At 29.4% G+C, this 15,592-nt stretch carries 16 protein-coding genes and 1 CRISPR repeat array; all 16 genes read left to right on the top strand.

Annotated features, from left to right (window positions below):
* The first annotated feature begins 11 nt into the window (after positions 1–11).
* The gene (gene cas4 / locus LN736_RS08740; protein WP_407647131.1) at positions 12–485 is read left to right on the top strand and encodes a CRISPR-associated protein Cas4; all 474 of its coding nucleotides are present in this window, start codon (positions 12–14) and stop codon (positions 483–485) included.
* Positions 486–494: 9 nt separating this feature from the next.
* Positions 495–1,487: a type I-B CRISPR-associated endonuclease Cas1b gene (cas1b, locus tag LN736_RS08745; RefSeq protein ID WP_229981372.1), complete on the top strand. Its 993-nt coding sequence runs from the start codon at positions 495–497 to the stop codon at positions 1,485–1,487.
* A gap of 3 nt (positions 1,488–1,490) precedes the next feature.
* Positions 1,491–1,754 carry a CRISPR-associated endonuclease Cas2 gene (cas2, locus tag LN736_RS08750; protein WP_106010409.1) on the top strand — a complete coding sequence of 88 codons (264 nt, stop codon included), beginning with the start codon at positions 1,491–1,493 and terminating at the stop codon, positions 1,752–1,754.
* 203 nt (positions 1,755–1,957) lie between these two features.
* A CRISPR array of direct repeats spans positions 1,958–3,700; the repeat unit is 30 nt; unit sequence GATTTTAGATTACCTATGAGGAATTGAAAC.
* A gap of 274 nt (positions 3,701–3,974) precedes the next feature.
* Entirely contained in the window at positions 3,975–5,141 is a 1,167-nt protein-coding gene (locus LN736_RS08755; protein WP_229981373.1) for an RNA-binding domain-containing protein, read from the top strand.
* A gap of 19 nt (positions 5,142–5,160) precedes the next feature.
* Positions 5,161–6,003 carry a ModD protein gene (modD, locus tag LN736_RS08760; protein WP_229981374.1) on the top strand — a complete coding sequence of 281 codons (843 nt, stop codon included), beginning with the start codon at positions 5,161–5,163 and terminating at the stop codon, positions 6,001–6,003.
* A gap of 121 nt (positions 6,004–6,124) precedes the next feature.
* On the top strand, positions 6,125–6,424 hold the full coding sequence (locus LN736_RS08765; RefSeq protein WP_229981375.1) for a nucleotidyltransferase domain-containing protein: 300 nt from the start codon (positions 6,125–6,127) through the stop codon (positions 6,422–6,424).
* A complete protein-coding gene (locus LN736_RS08770; RefSeq protein ID WP_229981376.1) occupies positions 6,411–6,815 on the top strand; it encodes a nucleotidyltransferase substrate binding protein in 405 nt (134 codons plus the stop codon). Before LN736_RS08765 ends, LN736_RS08770 begins: the two co-directional genes overlap by 14 nt.
* A gap of 130 nt (positions 6,816–6,945) precedes the next feature.
* Positions 6,946–7,122 (top strand): hypothetical protein, encoded by a 177-nt coding sequence (locus LN736_RS08775; RefSeq protein ID WP_229981377.1) that lies wholly within the window; start codon positions 6,946–6,948, stop codon positions 7,120–7,122.
* A gap of 58 nt (positions 7,123–7,180) precedes the next feature.
* Positions 7,181–7,420 (top strand): Dna2/Cas4 domain-containing protein, encoded by a 240-nt coding sequence (locus tag LN736_RS08780; protein WP_229981378.1) that lies wholly within the window; start codon positions 7,181–7,183, stop codon positions 7,418–7,420.
* A gap of 26 nt (positions 7,421–7,446) precedes the next feature.
* Positions 7,447–7,722 carry a CRISPR-associated endonuclease Cas1 gene (locus tag LN736_RS08785; RefSeq protein ID WP_229981379.1) on the top strand — a complete coding sequence of 92 codons (276 nt, stop codon included), beginning with the start codon at positions 7,447–7,449 and terminating at the stop codon, positions 7,720–7,722.
* Positions 7,723–8,005: 283 nt separating this feature from the next.
* On the top strand, positions 8,006–8,701 hold the full coding sequence (locus tag LN736_RS08790; protein ID WP_229981419.1) for a CRISPR-associated endoribonuclease Cas6: 696 nt from the start codon (positions 8,006–8,008) through the stop codon (positions 8,699–8,701).
* Positions 8,702–8,716: 15 nt separating this feature from the next.
* On the top strand, positions 8,717–10,561 hold the full coding sequence (locus tag LN736_RS08795; RefSeq protein ID WP_229981380.1) for a hypothetical protein: 1,845 nt from the start codon (positions 8,717–8,719) through the stop codon (positions 10,559–10,561).
* A 34-nt stretch (positions 10,562–10,595) separates the two neighbouring features.
* Positions 10,596–11,549: a type I CRISPR-associated protein Cas7 gene (locus LN736_RS08800; RefSeq protein ID WP_326839077.1), complete on the top strand. Its 954-nt coding sequence runs from the start codon at positions 10,596–10,598 to the stop codon at positions 11,547–11,549.
* Between the two features lie 40 nt (positions 11,550–11,589).
* Positions 11,590–12,327 carry a type I-B CRISPR-associated protein Cas5b gene (cas5b, locus tag LN736_RS08805; RefSeq protein ID WP_229981381.1) on the top strand — a complete coding sequence of 246 codons (738 nt, stop codon included), beginning with the start codon at positions 11,590–11,592 and terminating at the stop codon, positions 12,325–12,327.
* 165 nt (positions 12,328–12,492) lie between these two features.
* The gene (gene cas3 / locus LN736_RS08810) at positions 12,493–15,099 is read left to right on the top strand and encodes a CRISPR-associated helicase Cas3' (protein ID WP_229981382.1); all 2,607 of its coding nucleotides are present in this window, start codon (positions 12,493–12,495) and stop codon (positions 15,097–15,099) included.
* Complete coding sequence (gene cas4, locus LN736_RS08815) at positions 15,096–15,590, top strand: CRISPR-associated protein Cas4 (RefSeq protein ID WP_229981383.1); 495 nt, start codon at positions 15,096–15,098, stop codon at positions 15,588–15,590. Before cas3 ends, cas4 (LN736_RS08815) begins: the two co-directional genes overlap by 4 nt.
* The last annotated feature ends 2 nt before the right edge of the window (positions 15,591–15,592 follow it).

Genomic DNA, 15,592 nt, shown 5'->3' on the forward strand with positions numbered 1-15,592 from the left:
TCAATGGAACCATGCTTTGGTACTACAATGTGTGCAAGCGGGAGGTATGGCTTATGTCAAGGGCCATAGTGCCTGATCAGCAGGATGAAAATATAGACATAGGCCGTTTTATACATGAACGTACATATAAGAGAAACAGCAAGGAAATCAGCTTTGGGAACGTTAAATTCGATGTGCTTTTCAGATCCAAAAATCAGATAACAATTGGGGAGACAAAGAAAACTTCTAAATATGCTGAGGCCTCAAAATGGCAGCTTATGTATTATCTAAATCAGTTAAAAGAAGCCGGAATAGAGGCAAAAGGGGTTTTGCTATATCCTGAGGAGAAAAAGAGGACAGAAGTAAACCTTACTGATGAATCCCGGGAACGCCTTCAAAAAATGTGCCTGGATATAGAAAAGATATGTGCACTTGAACATCCTCCTTCTGCTGAGAAGATACGGTTTTGCAGGAATTGTGCTTATAGGGAATATTGTTATTCATAGGAGGCAGAGATGAAAAAGGATATTTATATTTTTAATGATGGGGATTTAAAGAGAAAAGACAATACCGTGTTTTTTGAAACAGGTGGAAAGAAAAAATATTTGCCCGTGGAGGAACTAAATAATATCTGGGTGTTTGGTGAAATCAATTTAAATAAGAAATTTCTTGATTTTGCATCCCAAAAAGAAATATGTATACATTTTTTTAATTATTATGGATATTATACTGGAACTTTCTACCCAAGAGAGCATTTAAACTCCGGATATGTAATATTGAAGCAGGCTGAAAATTACCTTGATTATGAAAAGAGGCTTAAAATAGCCAGGATGATAATAGAGACTGCAGCGGAAAACATAATTGTAATTTTGAAGTATTATAACAGCAGGGGTGTGGATGTTGAACCAGAACTCAAGGATATAGCAGAAAAGAAAAAGTTTATGGAAAATTGCCGGACTATAGAAGAACTCATGGCAGTTGAGGGCAACATGAGGCAGGAATATTATGGATGTTTTTCTAAAATAATAAAGAATCCGGAATTTGCCTTTAAAGTCAGAAGCAAGCGTCCTCCAAGGGACAAGATAAATGCACTGATAAGCTTTGGAAACTCCATAATGTACACTACTGTTTTAGGTGAAATATACCAAACCCAGCTGGATCCAAGGATAGGATACCTTCACTCAACAAATATGAGGCGTTTTTCACTTAATCTTGATATATCTGAAATATTCAAGCCCATAATAGTGGATAGAACTATCTTCACCATTCTCAACAGGAATGAGCTGACGGAAAAAGATTTTGAATCTGATTTTAATGGTATAATGTTGAATGATAAAGGAAGAAAAAAATTTATAGAGGAGTACAACAATAAACTTTTAACAACAATAAAGCACCCTAAAATAGGAACTACTGTCAGCTACAAACGTATAATAAGGCTTGAATTGTATAAACTTCAAAAATATATAACTGAAGATGAGCCATATAGTGGTTTTGTTGCGAGGTGGTAATTGGTGTTTGTAATACTTGTCTATGATTTTGGAGAAAAGCGCGTAGGCCGTGCTCTTAAAACATGCAGAAAATATTTAACCTGGGTTCAAAATTCCGTTTTTGAAGGAGACATAAGCATGGCTAATTTAAAGAAATTAAAGTGTCAGCTTTCTGACATCATGGTAAGCAGTGAGGATTCAGTGATAATATATACTTTTAAAAGCACTAAATATTCTAATAGAGAGGTTCTTGGAGTGTCGAAAAATCAACAGGATATATTTTTATAAAATAACTTGCTTAATTTTCAAAAACATTTTAGGATTACCTTGAATTTTACGTCGTCGACCCTGAATAGAGTAAAAATTACCGGGGGTCGACAATTTTTATGCCTGCAGTTAATTGGCGGCTTGAGATTGGTTTTTGAAATTCTTCCAGAGATTTTCCTGGATATTGCAATTTTGGACAAGCTGATGTATGCTTTATTTGATAGGATTTTAGATTACCTATGAGGAATTGAAACTATCCAACTCATGCCCATTCTTTTGGTGTACTGCAGATTTTAGATTACCTATGAGGAATTGAAACATGCAACAGCTTTGCTCAGATTAAAGGATTATATAGGATTTTAGATTACCTATGAGGAATTGAAACTTGCTCCTATAATCAATACTATAGGATTCGCTGCAGATTTTAGATTACCTATGAGGAATTGAAACCAAGCAGTGGAAAAAAGACAAGAATGGCGTATATGGATTTTAGATTACCTATGAGGAATTGAAACTGAAATGTGTAGAAAACGTGGATAGGCTAAGAAAAAGATTTTAGATTACCTATGAGGAATTGAAACTCGTAAGGCTAAAGATAAGATGCTTACCAATATAAAGATTTTAGATTACCTATGAGGAATTGAAACATTAAAGATGCTATAGAGTTAAATAGAAATATAAGCGATTTTAGATTACCTATGAGGAATTGAAACAGTGAGATAAAAAAGCAAATTGACAATCTGCTAAATGGATTTTAGATTACCTATGAGGAATTGAAACTATTAAATTTGTTCTCTGCTTCTTCTCCCATTTTAGGATTTTAGATTACCTATGAGGAATTGAAACTCTGCTATAATAACAGGTCTACATGGATGCATTTTTGATTTTAGATTACCTATGAGGAATTGAAACTTTTCATACTCACTGTTTAGAAATGCCTTTGGACATGATTTTAGATTACCTATGAGGAATTGAAACCATTCCTCCTATTTAAATAGACATTTCCAGAAACTTGGATTTTAGATTACCTATGAGGAATTGAAACACAGATGGTACATCGGGCACAAACAACCATGATGCATCGATTTTAGATTACCTATGAGGAATTGAAACTTTCGTCTAAACTTGAATCCTGCCCACTTACTCTTGGATTTTAGATTACCTATGAGGAATTGAAACGTTAATGATCCGGCATCAGAGGCAAGAAGCAACAGATTTTAGATTACCTATGAGGAATTGAAACTGGCTTCAGGTCCTTGGAGTATATTGCCAGAAAGGGTGATTTTAGATTACCTATGAGGAATTGAAACTAGTTAGCTATATAGCTATATTATATATAAAACTATATGATTTTAGATTACCTATGAGGAATTGAAACATTAATGGTAATACTAAAAGTTGCGGATGCTACAACGATTTTAGATTACCTATAAGGAATTGAAACTTAAAATTCTTGTCATAGTTGTCATAACCTCTCTTAATTTTAGATTACCTATAAGGAATTGAAACAATGTATATACGCAGGAATTCATCAAGGTAAAAAGAATTTTAGATTACCTATAAGGAATTGAAACTCTCAAATAGTGTTCCATTCGATTTTAGCGAGATTAAATTTTAGATTACCTATAAGGAATTGAAACTAATGTCATCTATCACAAAAGCTTTACCTGTCTTTAATTTTAGATTACCTATAAGGAATTGAAACTCATACATTGAACCGTTTGAAATTTGGGGTGCTGATATTTTAGATTACCTATAAGGAATTGAAACCAGAAAAATCCATTGATGTTGATGCGCTTGCAAAAGAATTTTAGATTACCTATAAGGAATTGAAACCAGGGTAAAGGAGGTGTTAGTTCAGCAGATAAACAAATTTTATATTACCTATAAGGAATTGAAACTTTAATGCAGATCCTGCTTCAGGTGAGAGGCTGTTAAATTTTAGAGTACCTATAAGGAATTGAAACTTAATTAGCATATACATTTTATGCCAAAGAGGATATTGATTTTAGAGTACCTGTGAGGAATGTTTAAAATTAAAAGAAAGTTTGACCAAATTACCATGAAAATAATTAACAAATTATGAATAAAAATGACTGTTTTACATTGGCTGAACATTAACATGAGATGTATAATAAATCATGCTATTTCTAATATTATGAATAAATGTAAAAATAAATATGATATAATTAATTCATAGCTAATGTCTAAAATATGTTTTGAGTAAGGATGGATTTTGTCATGAATAGAGTTGAATTGTTAAATATAATTGAAAATGGAGAAAATTCATATATAGAATTTAAAGAGGAAGGCATAAAGGCGAAAGAATTGGCGGAAGAAATTGTAGCTTTTGCTAATAGTGAAGGCGGGACAATATTAATAGGTGTATCTGATGACGGTAAAATAAAGGGAATAACTGATAAAAACATAGAAGAGAAAGTTATGAATGTGTGCAGAAATAATTGCATACCTAATATAATTCCTGTTTATGAGAGTGTGGAATTAGATGGATTAAGGATATCAGTAGTTAATATTCCTAAAGGATTGAATAAACCTTATTATACAGTTGATCATAAATATTATATAAGAGTGGGAACTACAAAACGAATAGCATCAAGAGAGGAACTAATGCGATTGTTTGAAGCTAATGGAAGTATTCATTTTGATATATCACCAGTTTATGATACTTCTGTAAAAGATTTAAATCTGGACATAGTAAGAGATTATTTTTTAAAGTACAATACTTTTGATTTATATGAAGAAGACAAAAAAAGTTTAGAGAGAATATTGATCAATGCAGATATATTGAAAGAAGTAGAGGGGAAAGCTATGTGTTCTGTAGGTGGCTTGCTGATATTTGGAAAGAATGCAGATAATATTATGCCTCAAAATGGCATTAGCTTTGCACATTTCCGTGGAAATGAAATAACAGATGAGCTTATAGATAAAAAGATTGTTTGCGGCAGGTTACAGGATATAGCAGAGCAGATGTTGGTTATATTAAAAAACAATATGAAGAATCCTTCAACTATTAATCAGTTGAGAAGGCAAGAAAGAGAAGAATATCCCGTACTGGTACTTCGAGAAGCTATTGTAAATGCTCTTGTACATAGAAATTACAGCATTTTAGGCTCCAAGATAAGAATTTTTATGTTTGATGATCGTATTGAGTTTCATAGCCCGGGAAAACTGCCTAATACTGTTACCATTGAAAAAATGAAGATAGGGGTATCTTATGCCCGAAACCCATTTTTAGTAAAATATATGGAAAATATGAGATATATAGATCAATTGGGAAGAGGAATTCCCATGATAATTAAAACAATGAAGGATAAAGGTGCAAGAGAACCGCTTTTGCAGGAGTCAGGAGAAGAATTTATTCTTAGCATATATAAAAATGAATTGTAAATAAGGGGAGATTTTATGAATGTATGTTTCAGAAGAACTTATTGATAGATTTATAAAAGAAGATGTTCCTTATATTGATTTGACAACTTTAGCTTTAGGAATTAACGGTCAGAAGGGTAGAATACAATTTTTCTCAAGAGAAAGTGCTGTTGCCTGCGGTATGGAAGAAGTTGTAAAAATATTGAATGGGTTAAATATAGATGTAATCAAAACCTGTAGTTCAGGCAGTATAATAGAGAAAGATCAAATTTTTCTTGAAGGTGAGGGGAACTCTGAAGATTTACATATGGCGTGGAAAGTTTCTCAAAATATTCTTGAGTACAGTTCAGGTATTGCTACAAAAACAAAAAAATTAGTGGAGAAGGTTTCTCGTGTAAATCCCAATGTACAGGTTACTGCTACAAGAAAGGTTATTCCTGGGACAAAGGAATTGTCTGTAAAGGCGGTTATTGCAGGGGGCGGATTTCCACATAGACTGGGATTGTCAGAAACCATATTGATTTTTAAGCAGCACTTGAATTTTTTAGGCGGTGTTGAAGGACTAATTAAAATATTAAAAAATGTTAAGGCCAGAGCCTGTGAGAAAAAGATAATAGTAGAGGTGGAAAATTTAAATCAGGCTGTTCAACTTTGTAGGAATGGCATCGATGGTATTCAATTTGATAAAATTTCCTGGAATGAACTAAAGTCACATGTACATATTATTAGAGACATCGACCCTTCTATCACAATTTTGGCTGCTGGAGGAATTAATGAAAGTAATATTGTGGAATATGCAAAAACCGGAGTTGATGCCATTGTGACCAGTTCAATGTATTATGCAGGACCTATAGACATTGGGTGCAGGATAGTGCCTATTTAGTAGATTGCGAAAAAAATATATTGCAGGTAGATATGATATTATTGAATAAATATCAGTAAAATGGACAACTTTTTTATTATGTACTATTTATAGTAAAGAAAACTAACAGGAGTGTATTTGCATGGTGATTAATTTGGATATGAATATAATAAAAGCAATTTCAAAAATTGGCATGAAGTATAAAGTTAATAAAATTGTCCTATTTGGTTCCAGGGCTAGAGGTGATAATAAAAAAACCAGTGATATAGATTTGGCTGTATATTGTGATGAAAATTTTCAGGATGAGGGCAAAATGTATTTTGAGCTGGATGACATGGATACATTGTTAAAATTGGATATTGTGTTTGTAAACAGCAATACGGACAAAAAATTGATTGAAAATATTGAAAGAGATGGTGTTGTAATATATGAAGCCCTATGATAATAAATTAAATAACTTTATTAAGGCATTGCACAAATTGGAGGAGGGACTGCTGCAATATGATGGGAAAAATGAACTCTTAAGGGATGGATTAATTCAGAGATTTGAGTTTACATTTGAATTGGCCTGGAAAACCTTGAAAGAGGTTTTTGAAGATGAGGGACTAATAGGATTAAACTCTCCTAAATCTGTACTGAGAGAAGCATTTTCGTCAGGATTAATTAAAAATGAAAAATTATGGATAAATATGCTTAAGGACAGAAATTCTACATCACATATGTATAGTGAAAGTAATGCCGTAGAAATTAGTGAAAATATAAAAGACAAATATGTAGATGCCTTGAATGAACTTAAAGATAGAATAGTTGAGAGAGGGAAGAAGTATTTATAATATTGATATTATCTTTTATATAAGATAGGTAATTAAAACAATCAGTAGAAGTAATTCTGGTGAAGAACCTAAGACTGTTTAGTAATAGAAAAATGTCTAAATTATTTTTGAAAACAGAGAAGCTTTGAAAATGATACCTATGCCAAAAGAACTTATAGGAGCAACTACTTTTGATGAAAAAGGAAATAGAATATTGAAATATGGGACAACAGAAGAACAGAAAATAATATTTGAGCAGTTTTATAATGATTTGAAATCAGGTAATTTGACTGATACAATAATTGAATATGAAGAAGTTAACTCTTAATTATATATTTGACTGGATTTAAAGAAGAACCTAAAATAACTGAACCAAATGGCAGGTGTTGTTTTATCTCAGCCTGTTGAAAAACAAGGGAATTGATAGAGAGAAAAAAATCGAATTCCAGGAGAAAAACAAGCAGGATAAAAAGATAATATATGTGAGCCTTACAGAAGAAAATGAAATGAAGCTAAAAGAGCTAAGCTCAAATATAGAAAAATTGTTTAAAGAGGACATGCCTCCTAAAGTCAAAAAAGTAAAGGAATGCAGGAAGTATGCTTATTATGAATACTGTTATATTTAGAATAGATTGTAGAAGGGTAAAATTTCATGGCCAGCCGCACTAAGTATTTGAGGAGTATGGGTGAACTCAAGAGAAAAAACAATTCTGTTTTATTTCACAATAAAAAGGAAAATTTTTATATTCCTATAGAATCCACAAGGGAAATATACTGCATGAATGAAATCACGGTAAACAGCAAATTCCTTGATTTTGCTGCTAAGGCCGGAATAGTAATTCATTTTTTTAATTACTATGGATACTACAGCGGCAGTTTTTATCATAAACAAACCCTGATAAGAGGCAAAGTCACTATAAAACGTTGAATCCTAATATGAGATGTATTTAAATTAGTCGGATTTTGTTTTTATCTGTTCAGCTTTCTCCGGTGAACCTTAACATGAGATGCATCTAAATTTTTATCATTTTTTTGTATTTTTCTAAAAAATCCTTGATATTTGAAGGAATTGCTATAAATTAATCGAATAATAACATATATGGAAATTAAATTCTTGTAATATGTAATAATATATAAATGAATGAGGGCGATTATGGAAATAGATGAGATAAATATGCCTAGTAATTTACAGGGGAGGGTTGACTTTGATCATGAATTTTTTCCAATTAACTATTACGACATTTTTAAATAAAGACATACCTTTTAATGAAAGTGGAGAATTTATAGGAAATATTATAAGCAGTACTATGCTTTTAAAAGATACCTTAAAAGAAATACATGAGAAAAAAGAGTTTAAATATGTATATGATAATTTTTATCCCTTGGAAAAATCAAAAGTTTATGAAAAAGGAAGAATTTATGTCTTTAATATAAGAAGTTTCAACAGTGGCTTTATTAGAGACATAAAGAGGTTTTTATCCTTAACTAAAAATAACGATTTTAAAATTGTTGCAGTTGAGGAAAGAAGAATAAAACAAAGATTTATTACAGAACTATATACAAAGACTGCTGCTATTGTAACTGTAGACAGTAAACCTTGGCTTTTAAAGGATGGGGATTTAATGCTTTTACAAAAACGTTTTCAGGATAATTTAGAAAAAAAATTTAAAGATATTTATGGAGAGGCTATTGGAATAAAACAAAGTTTTATTCAGAGAGTAGATGTAATTAATAAAAAACCTATAAGCTTTAAATACAAAAATATTCATTTGTTAGGGAATAAATTCAAAATAACAATAAATGAAGATGAAAAATCTCAGCAGTTAGCCTTTATAGCTTTAGGTATGGGTCTTGGCGAGAAAGGAAGTTCTGTTGGAGCTGGCTTTTGTCATGCTAATTACTTATAAAAGGAGATGAAACTAATGCTTAAAGATATGACAAAGGAGCTTAAGACTGCTATTTTAGATAATGATAAGCTGGTTTTAGAAAATTACACCATGAAAGATGGAGTATATATAAAATTAGATATAAATAATCCTATTTCAATATGTGAAGAAAATTATATTATTATTGATAATAAAAAACAGCAGGATGTAATAAAGAAGAAAGATTTATACGATTGGTTTAATTCAAGGGACTACTGTAGTTATATGATTGATACTAATAAAGTTATAGGAGCTGCTAAAACGGGCAGAACTATACATTCAACTAACTATATGACCTTATTTGTGAAAAGAGAGTATTTTCCTGGACTATCTGGAAAGTGTGAAGTATCAACAGATATTTTTAAAAATTATTTGAAAGCGTATTATAAAGATTTAAGTATACCTGAAGGCAGATTTACTGAAATGATTCCAGAAAAACCAAAGAAAAATAGTAAAGAAGATTTAGTTAAAAAACATTTTCCTTTTCTTGTTGATTATATGAGAAGTAATGAAAGAAAAAATTCTATTAAAGCTCACTTTGAATATATTTTAGGTAATTTAGATGTGCTCATTAAATTATTAAAAGAATTTAGTAAAAGTAATGAATTTACTGGATATGTAAAATTATTTTTTAATACAGATATAGATATTTACAAAAAAGAAAGTGATATTTACACTATTCCAAGAATATTCAATGTTAATAAGTATAATACACTTATAAATGACCAGATATATGGCTTACCTTCAATAAATATGACAACTAATGATAATAAACCATATCTAATTTTAAAAAGTATGAAATGTAAAATTCCCATGATAAGTACTGTAGAAGATATTAAAGTTACTCAAACTTTGTTCAATTGGCTTAGGCTTCAAGGATTGAATAAAGAAATAAAAATAAATTATGATTATAAATTTAATGGGGACAAGGTATATACAGAAGATAGATCATATTTTAGTGTTTATTTAACACTTGTCAAAAATAAAATGACCATAGATGATTTTGATTATATTCCTTTCAAACAGCCTAGAATAAATTTTCAGTTTGATAATATATTACAGCTTAATGAGTATGTAGATTACAAGGACAAGAGTAAGGGTAAAATTAAGATTAATTATGATTCTATAAATAGTCTATTTTTACTTAAAAAGTTGCTATGTGAGTATCTATTTAATAATAAAAAATTAGCTGATAAGTACTTAAAAGATTATGAGCCAGACATAAGTACAAATGAATTTACACCAACTATGAAGGTCTTATTTATGTACAGTAGAGATGCAATGCACGATTACTTTTCTAAAGGTGTGGATTTATCCTTTAAGAAGATTATTAATAAATTAACTATGGATTTAATTGAGGCTCAGCTAAAAAAGACAGTAAAGGGAACTGATATTGCTAAAATTGCAAAGACTTATAATTTAAGGTTATCACTGCTTAAATATTTTAAATCTGGGGAGGTTGAAAAATTGAGTGACAATATTAAAAGGCTTTTGGATAAAAGTAAAAGTAAGTTAGAAAGCAAGGAATTAGTAGTTTGCGAGAGTGATGAGGAGTTTTACTTTGTGGCAGGCCAGTTAGCTTATTATATAATAGATAAATCTGAAGCTAGTGATAAAAATTTTGGTATATTTGAACCTATTTTACTTTGTAAAAATTCCAAACAATTAAAAAGAAGATTAGAAGAAGCTTTTGAAACGTATAAGCATGCAATTTTAACTATTAATGTAAAGTTTAAAAATGCAATGTCTATGGTTATGGGATATGATACACAAGCAAAAATTGAAGGAGATATGAAGGATATTCTTTTAGCAGGGCTTTTATCAAATAATTTTATCAAATAATATTTTTCATACAAAAAAGGAGGAGGCGGTTTAAATGAAAATGAGAAGTAGGGTTTATGGAGTTATAGGCATATCCAGTGTAATGGCTAATTGGAATGCGGATTTTACAGGAAGGCCCAAATCAACCAGTGATGGAGATATTTTTGGTAGTGATAAGGCTGTAAAATACTCTATTAGGAGGTATATGAATAACATAGGCAAAAAGGTATTGTTTTTCAAGTCATACAAAATTGACGAAAAAGCTAAAGATGAAAAAAAAGGAAAAATGCAGCCTAAAGATTTAAACGAAAGGTATGCAGAATTATTTGGAAGTGTTGTTGGCAAGAAAACATCATCTAAAGAAGTATTAAAAAATTTATTTTCTGCTGAAGATGTAATGAATTTTGGAGCAACCTTTGCTGTAGCTGATCAAAATGTAAGTTTAATGGGAGTAGTTCAAATAGCACAAGGGTTCAATAAATATGAAGGAACCAATACAGAAGTACAGGACATACTATCTCCTTTTAGAAATTCTAAAAAAGATAATGCAGGTGCTTCAAGTTTAGGAAAACAAATTTTAAGTAATGAGGCTCATTATTACTATTCTTTTTCTGTAAATCCTAAAAATTATGATGATTACATAGGTATGGTAGATGGATTTGAAGGATATACAAAAGAAGCTTATGACATTTTTAAAGAAGGTGCCTTAGTAGGTGCTACTGCATTGAATACTTGCAGTAAAGCAGGCTGTGAAAATGAATTTGCTTTATTTATAGAGTTAAATGAGGAGTCTAATGCTTATTTACCTAATTTAGATAGATATATTGATTTTTATAATGGAGATAAGAATGTAATAGATTTAAGTAGATTAGAATTATTAAAAGATGAGGCTATATTAAAAGAAATTAAAAATGTAGAAATATACTATAATCCATATACTTCAGAAGTTAAGCCAGATATAAAAATTGCCAAAAAGTTTAATATATTTTCAAAAAATGAAATAAAATAAAAAGTATTTTAAAATGTGGTGTTATAGGTGAGGTGAGATAGTGAAAGCGGTAGCATTTACTTTAAAAGGAAGAACAGCTTTTTTCAAAAAACCAGATGTTAATGTAAATACTTATTTTACTTATAATAATGTTCATAAAATAGCGTTATTTGGCATACTAGGTGCTATTATAGGACTTGGCGGATATATTCAACAAAAACAGGAAATGAAGTATCCTGAGTTCTATGAAAAACTTAATAACTTAAAAGTATCTATAGTTCCTAAAGGATACAGAGGGTATTTTGTAAAGAAAATTCAAGTATTTAATAATAGTGTTGGATATGCATCCAAAGAAGATGGTGGTAATTTAGTTGTAAGAGAACAGTGGCTTGAAAATCCAAGCTGGGACATATATATTCTTGATGATAATTCTATTGATGATAAAATTTTTAAAAAGTTTAAGGATTATATTCTAAATAGAAAATGTGAATACATACCGTACTTAGGCAAAAATGATCATTCAGCACAAATAGAAAATGGTAGGGTAGTTACACTATCTGAAGCTTTAAAGGTGAATTATATAGATTCTTTATTTAGCTCTAGTGATATAGAACTTGGGAGAGGTACCTGTGATGGTGAGGAACCATATTTTTTTAGAGAATTTATTCCTTATGCTTTAAGTGAAAATAAAAACTTTTATGAGTTTAAAGAAGTAGTTTTAACCAATCACAAGCTTAAGAGTTATAATAATTCTCAGATTATATATAGGTCACAGGATAAAATTTTAGCTTTTATTTAGGAAATATATACTGCAATGAAATTTGTTAAAAACAAATAATTATTGTTTTAGTTAAATTCAGTATAGAATATATTGCAGTTTATTAAAGGTACTATGTTTTCATGGTGCCTTTAATAAAACAAAATTGGATTTAATAAAATTTCTGAAAGAAATGGAGGGAGAATTATGATTAATGCGTCAGATGTTATAGAAAACTTAGAAAAGCTATATGCTCATAGAGATGAAGATAATGTAAAAATACCAGAACTTTTAGTGCAACATTTAGATAGAACATTATATTTTTTTAATAAGTTATGTGATGAAAAAAATGTAGATAATGTAATTTATAATATACTTGTAAATGTAGAGTTTGATGGACAAAAGCTTAATGAAAAGTGCTGTGATTTTATAAAAGAATTATTTGTAGATGCCCTGTATTTTCATGACATAGGTAAAATAAATCCAGCCTTCCAATATGTAAAAATGAATAATAAATTAGAATTTGATGATAAGGAAGATGGTTTAGATACAAAACATTCACAATTAGGAGCTTTATTATTTGTACATATGTATATAAATAAAATAAACGAAATAGATGAGGATGGAATAGATGGTGTTCAAGGATTCTTAAGACATATATTGTTTTCTTTTGCCTATGTAATATCAAGGCATCATACCTATTTAGATGATTTAGAAAAGGTTGATTTTTATGATACCTTGGAAAATGTATATAATAGAGTAAAGGATAAAGTGAGTTATATAAGATATTATAAAAATTCAAAGGATTTAATTGAAAATTTTAATATGAAATTACTTAACAATAGTAATAGATATGGAGATGGGCATTCACCTTATGAAATATACATTTTAGTTAAATTGCTTTATTCCGCTATTGTTACTTGTGACTTTTATGCTACTAGTTATTATGAAACTAGTAAAGAACCAAATTTTAATTATATAAACAACGTAGAAGAGATATTTGAAATTTATAAAAACACAAATATATATAAGGGGATAGAGAAATATAAAAAGGATAAAAATTATTTCAATGATATACCTATAAATGCATTAAGAACAGATATGTTTTTAGAAGCAGAGAAAAGTTTATTAAAAGAGCAGGTTGTAAATAATAATAATATATTTTATTTAGAAGCACCAACAGGAAGCGGAAAGACAAACACATCTATTAATTTAGCTTTAAATATTATAAAGTCAGAGCCTAATATTAATAAAATATTTTATATTTTTCCTTTCAATACATTAGTTGAGCAAACTAAAATAACTCTATATAACATATTTAGTGAAAAGTTTAAAATAGCAGTTATAAACTCTATAACACCAATAATAACTACCCAAAATGATGAAGATGGTATGAAAGATTATAAAGAAGATTTACTTAATAGACAGATGCTGCAGTATCCTGTTATCCTAACTACTCATGTAAATTTTTTTAATTATTTATTTGGATTAGGAAGGGAGAGCAACTTGCCTTTAGTGCACTTATGTAATAGTGTAATTATTTTAGATGAAATTCAAAGCTATAGAAATAGTATTTGGCCAGAAATTATAAAGCTTATGGATACCTATGGAAAATATCTTAACATGAAAATAATAATAATGTCTGCAACTTTACCTAAACTGGATAACCTTATAAAAGATGTAAAATCAAATTTTTATGAGCTTATAACATGTAAAGATAAATATTATAACAATAAGTTATTTAAAAATAGAGTACTTTTAAATTTTGAATTATTAGATTGTGGATTAAAAGACAGAAATGAAATAAAAGAAAATATATTAAATAAAATTAACGAAGTAGTAACAGAAAGGAAGCAATCTAGAATTCTTATAGAATTTATTAAAAAAACTACTGCTAGAGATTTTTATAATACATTAAGAGAAGCATATATTGAAAAAAGAATAGTTGAAATAACTGGTGATGACAGTAATTATTATAGGAAGAAAATATTAGCTGAAATAAACGCAAAATATAGTGATGATTGTAAATTGGGTAAAAAGGGAGAGCTCGTTTTAAAGGATGTTATTGTTGTGGCTACGCAGGTAATAGAAGCAGGAGTGGATATAGACATGGATGTAGGGTTTAAAGATATATCTTTATTAGATGGTGAAGAACAGTTTTTAGGCAGAATAAATAGATCATGTCAAAGAAAAAATTGCATAGCATATTTCTTTAATTATGATAAATCAGAAACAATATATAGAGAAGATTACAGGCTGGAAAAGGATTTAATGAATATTGAATATAGAGAGTTTTTAATAAATAAAGATTTTCAAGCATTTTACAATTTATGCTTTCAAAGGTTAAATGAAAAGAAAAATAAGAATAATGAAGAAAGTATGAAATCTTTGGATAAAGAGGTTCAGAGTCTAAATTTTAAAACTGTAAATGAAAGATTAAAGCTTATTACTGAAAGTAACTATCAATTATTTTTGGCTTATACATTAGAAATAGAGGAAGATGGAGAAAGTATCACAATAGATGGAAAAGAACTTTGGCAGGAATACAAAAAACTATATAAAAATGATGAAATAGGTTATGCAGAAAGAACTATAAAACTTTCAGAATTTGCGCAGAAGATATCTTATTTTACATATAGCTATGTAGATTATTCAAATAAGTATGATAATAAGCCTAAAAAATATGAGGATAGAATGGGTAATTTGTTTTATGTAGAAAATGGAGAAGATTACATGATAGAAGATGAAGCTACTGGTTGTAAAAAATTTGATATTGGTAAGTATCAACAAGACACAGGAGGTCCATTTCTATGAAAATAAATGGTACGCTTATAAATTATTATTTTCACTGCAAGAGGCAGTGCTGGCTTCATGGAAGCAGGATCAACATGGAGGACAATAGTGAGGATGTTCACATAGGAAAGATAATTCATGAATTAAAATCCGAAGGAAAAAAGAATGCAGAAATATCCATAGACAATGTGAAAATAGATAAAATCACAAAAGATTATCTGGTAGAGATAAAAAAATCTGATGCAGATATAGAAGCGGTGAAGTGGCAGGTGTTATTCTATCTCAGTCTGTTGAAAAGTAAGGGAATTAATAGAGAGGGAAAAATTGAATTCCAGGAAAAAAATAAGCAGGATAAAAAGATAATATATGTAAGTCTTACAGAGGAAAATGAAATGAAGCTAAAAGGGCTGAGTTCAAATATGGAAAAATTGTTTGAAGAGGACATGCCTCCTAAAGTTAAAAAAGTAAAAGGATGCAGGAAGTGTGCCTATTATGAATACTGTTATATTTAGAA

The sequence above is a fragment of the Clostridium aromativorans genome, assembly GCF_020908015.1.
Taxonomy (GTDB): domain Bacteria; phylum Bacillota; class Clostridia; order Clostridiales; family Clostridiaceae; genus Clostridium_B; species Clostridium_B aromativorans.

Excerpts from the sequence above, each read along its gene's own strand:
- LN736_RS08770 (WP_229981376.1), top strand. The coding sequence starts at position 6,411 with ATGAAGCCCTATGATAATAAATTAAATAACTTTATTAAGGCATTGCAC.
- LN736_RS08790 (WP_229981419.1), top strand. The coding sequence starts at position 8,006 with ATGAATTTTTTCCAATTAACTATTACGACATTTTTAAATAAAGACATA.
- LN736_RS08795 (WP_229981380.1), top strand. The coding sequence starts at position 8,717 with ATGCTTAAAGATATGACAAAGGAGCTTAAGACTGCTATTTTAGATAAT.
- LN736_RS08775 (WP_229981377.1), top strand. The coding sequence starts at position 6,946 with ATGATACCTATGCCAAAAGAACTTATAGGAGCAACTACTTTTGATGAA.
- cas4 (WP_407647131.1), top strand. The coding sequence starts at position 12 with ATGCTTTGGTACTACAATGTGTGCAAGCGGGAGGTATGGCTTATGTCA.
- LN736_RS08765 (WP_229981375.1), top strand. The coding sequence starts at position 6,125 with ATGGTGATTAATTTGGATATGAATATAATAAAAGCAATTTCAAAAATT.
- cas4 (WP_229981383.1), top strand. The coding sequence starts at position 15,096 with ATGAAAATAAATGGTACGCTTATAAATTATTATTTTCACTGCAAGAGG.
- modD (WP_229981374.1), top strand. The coding sequence starts at position 5,161 with ATGTATGTTTCAGAAGAACTTATTGATAGATTTATAAAAGAAGATGTT.
- LN736_RS08800 (WP_326839077.1), top strand. The coding sequence starts at position 10,596 with ATGAAAATGAGAAGTAGGGTTTATGGAGTTATAGGCATATCCAGTGTA.
- cas3 (WP_229981382.1), top strand. The coding sequence starts at position 12,493 with ATGATTAATGCGTCAGATGTTATAGAAAACTTAGAAAAGCTATATGCT.
- LN736_RS08755 (WP_229981373.1), top strand. The coding sequence starts at position 3,975 with ATGAATAGAGTTGAATTGTTAAATATAATTGAAAATGGAGAAAATTCA.
- cas1b (WP_229981372.1), top strand. The coding sequence starts at position 495 with ATGAAAAAGGATATTTATATTTTTAATGATGGGGATTTAAAGAGAAAA.
- LN736_RS08785 (WP_229981379.1), top strand. The coding sequence starts at position 7,447 with ATGGCCAGCCGCACTAAGTATTTGAGGAGTATGGGTGAACTCAAGAGA.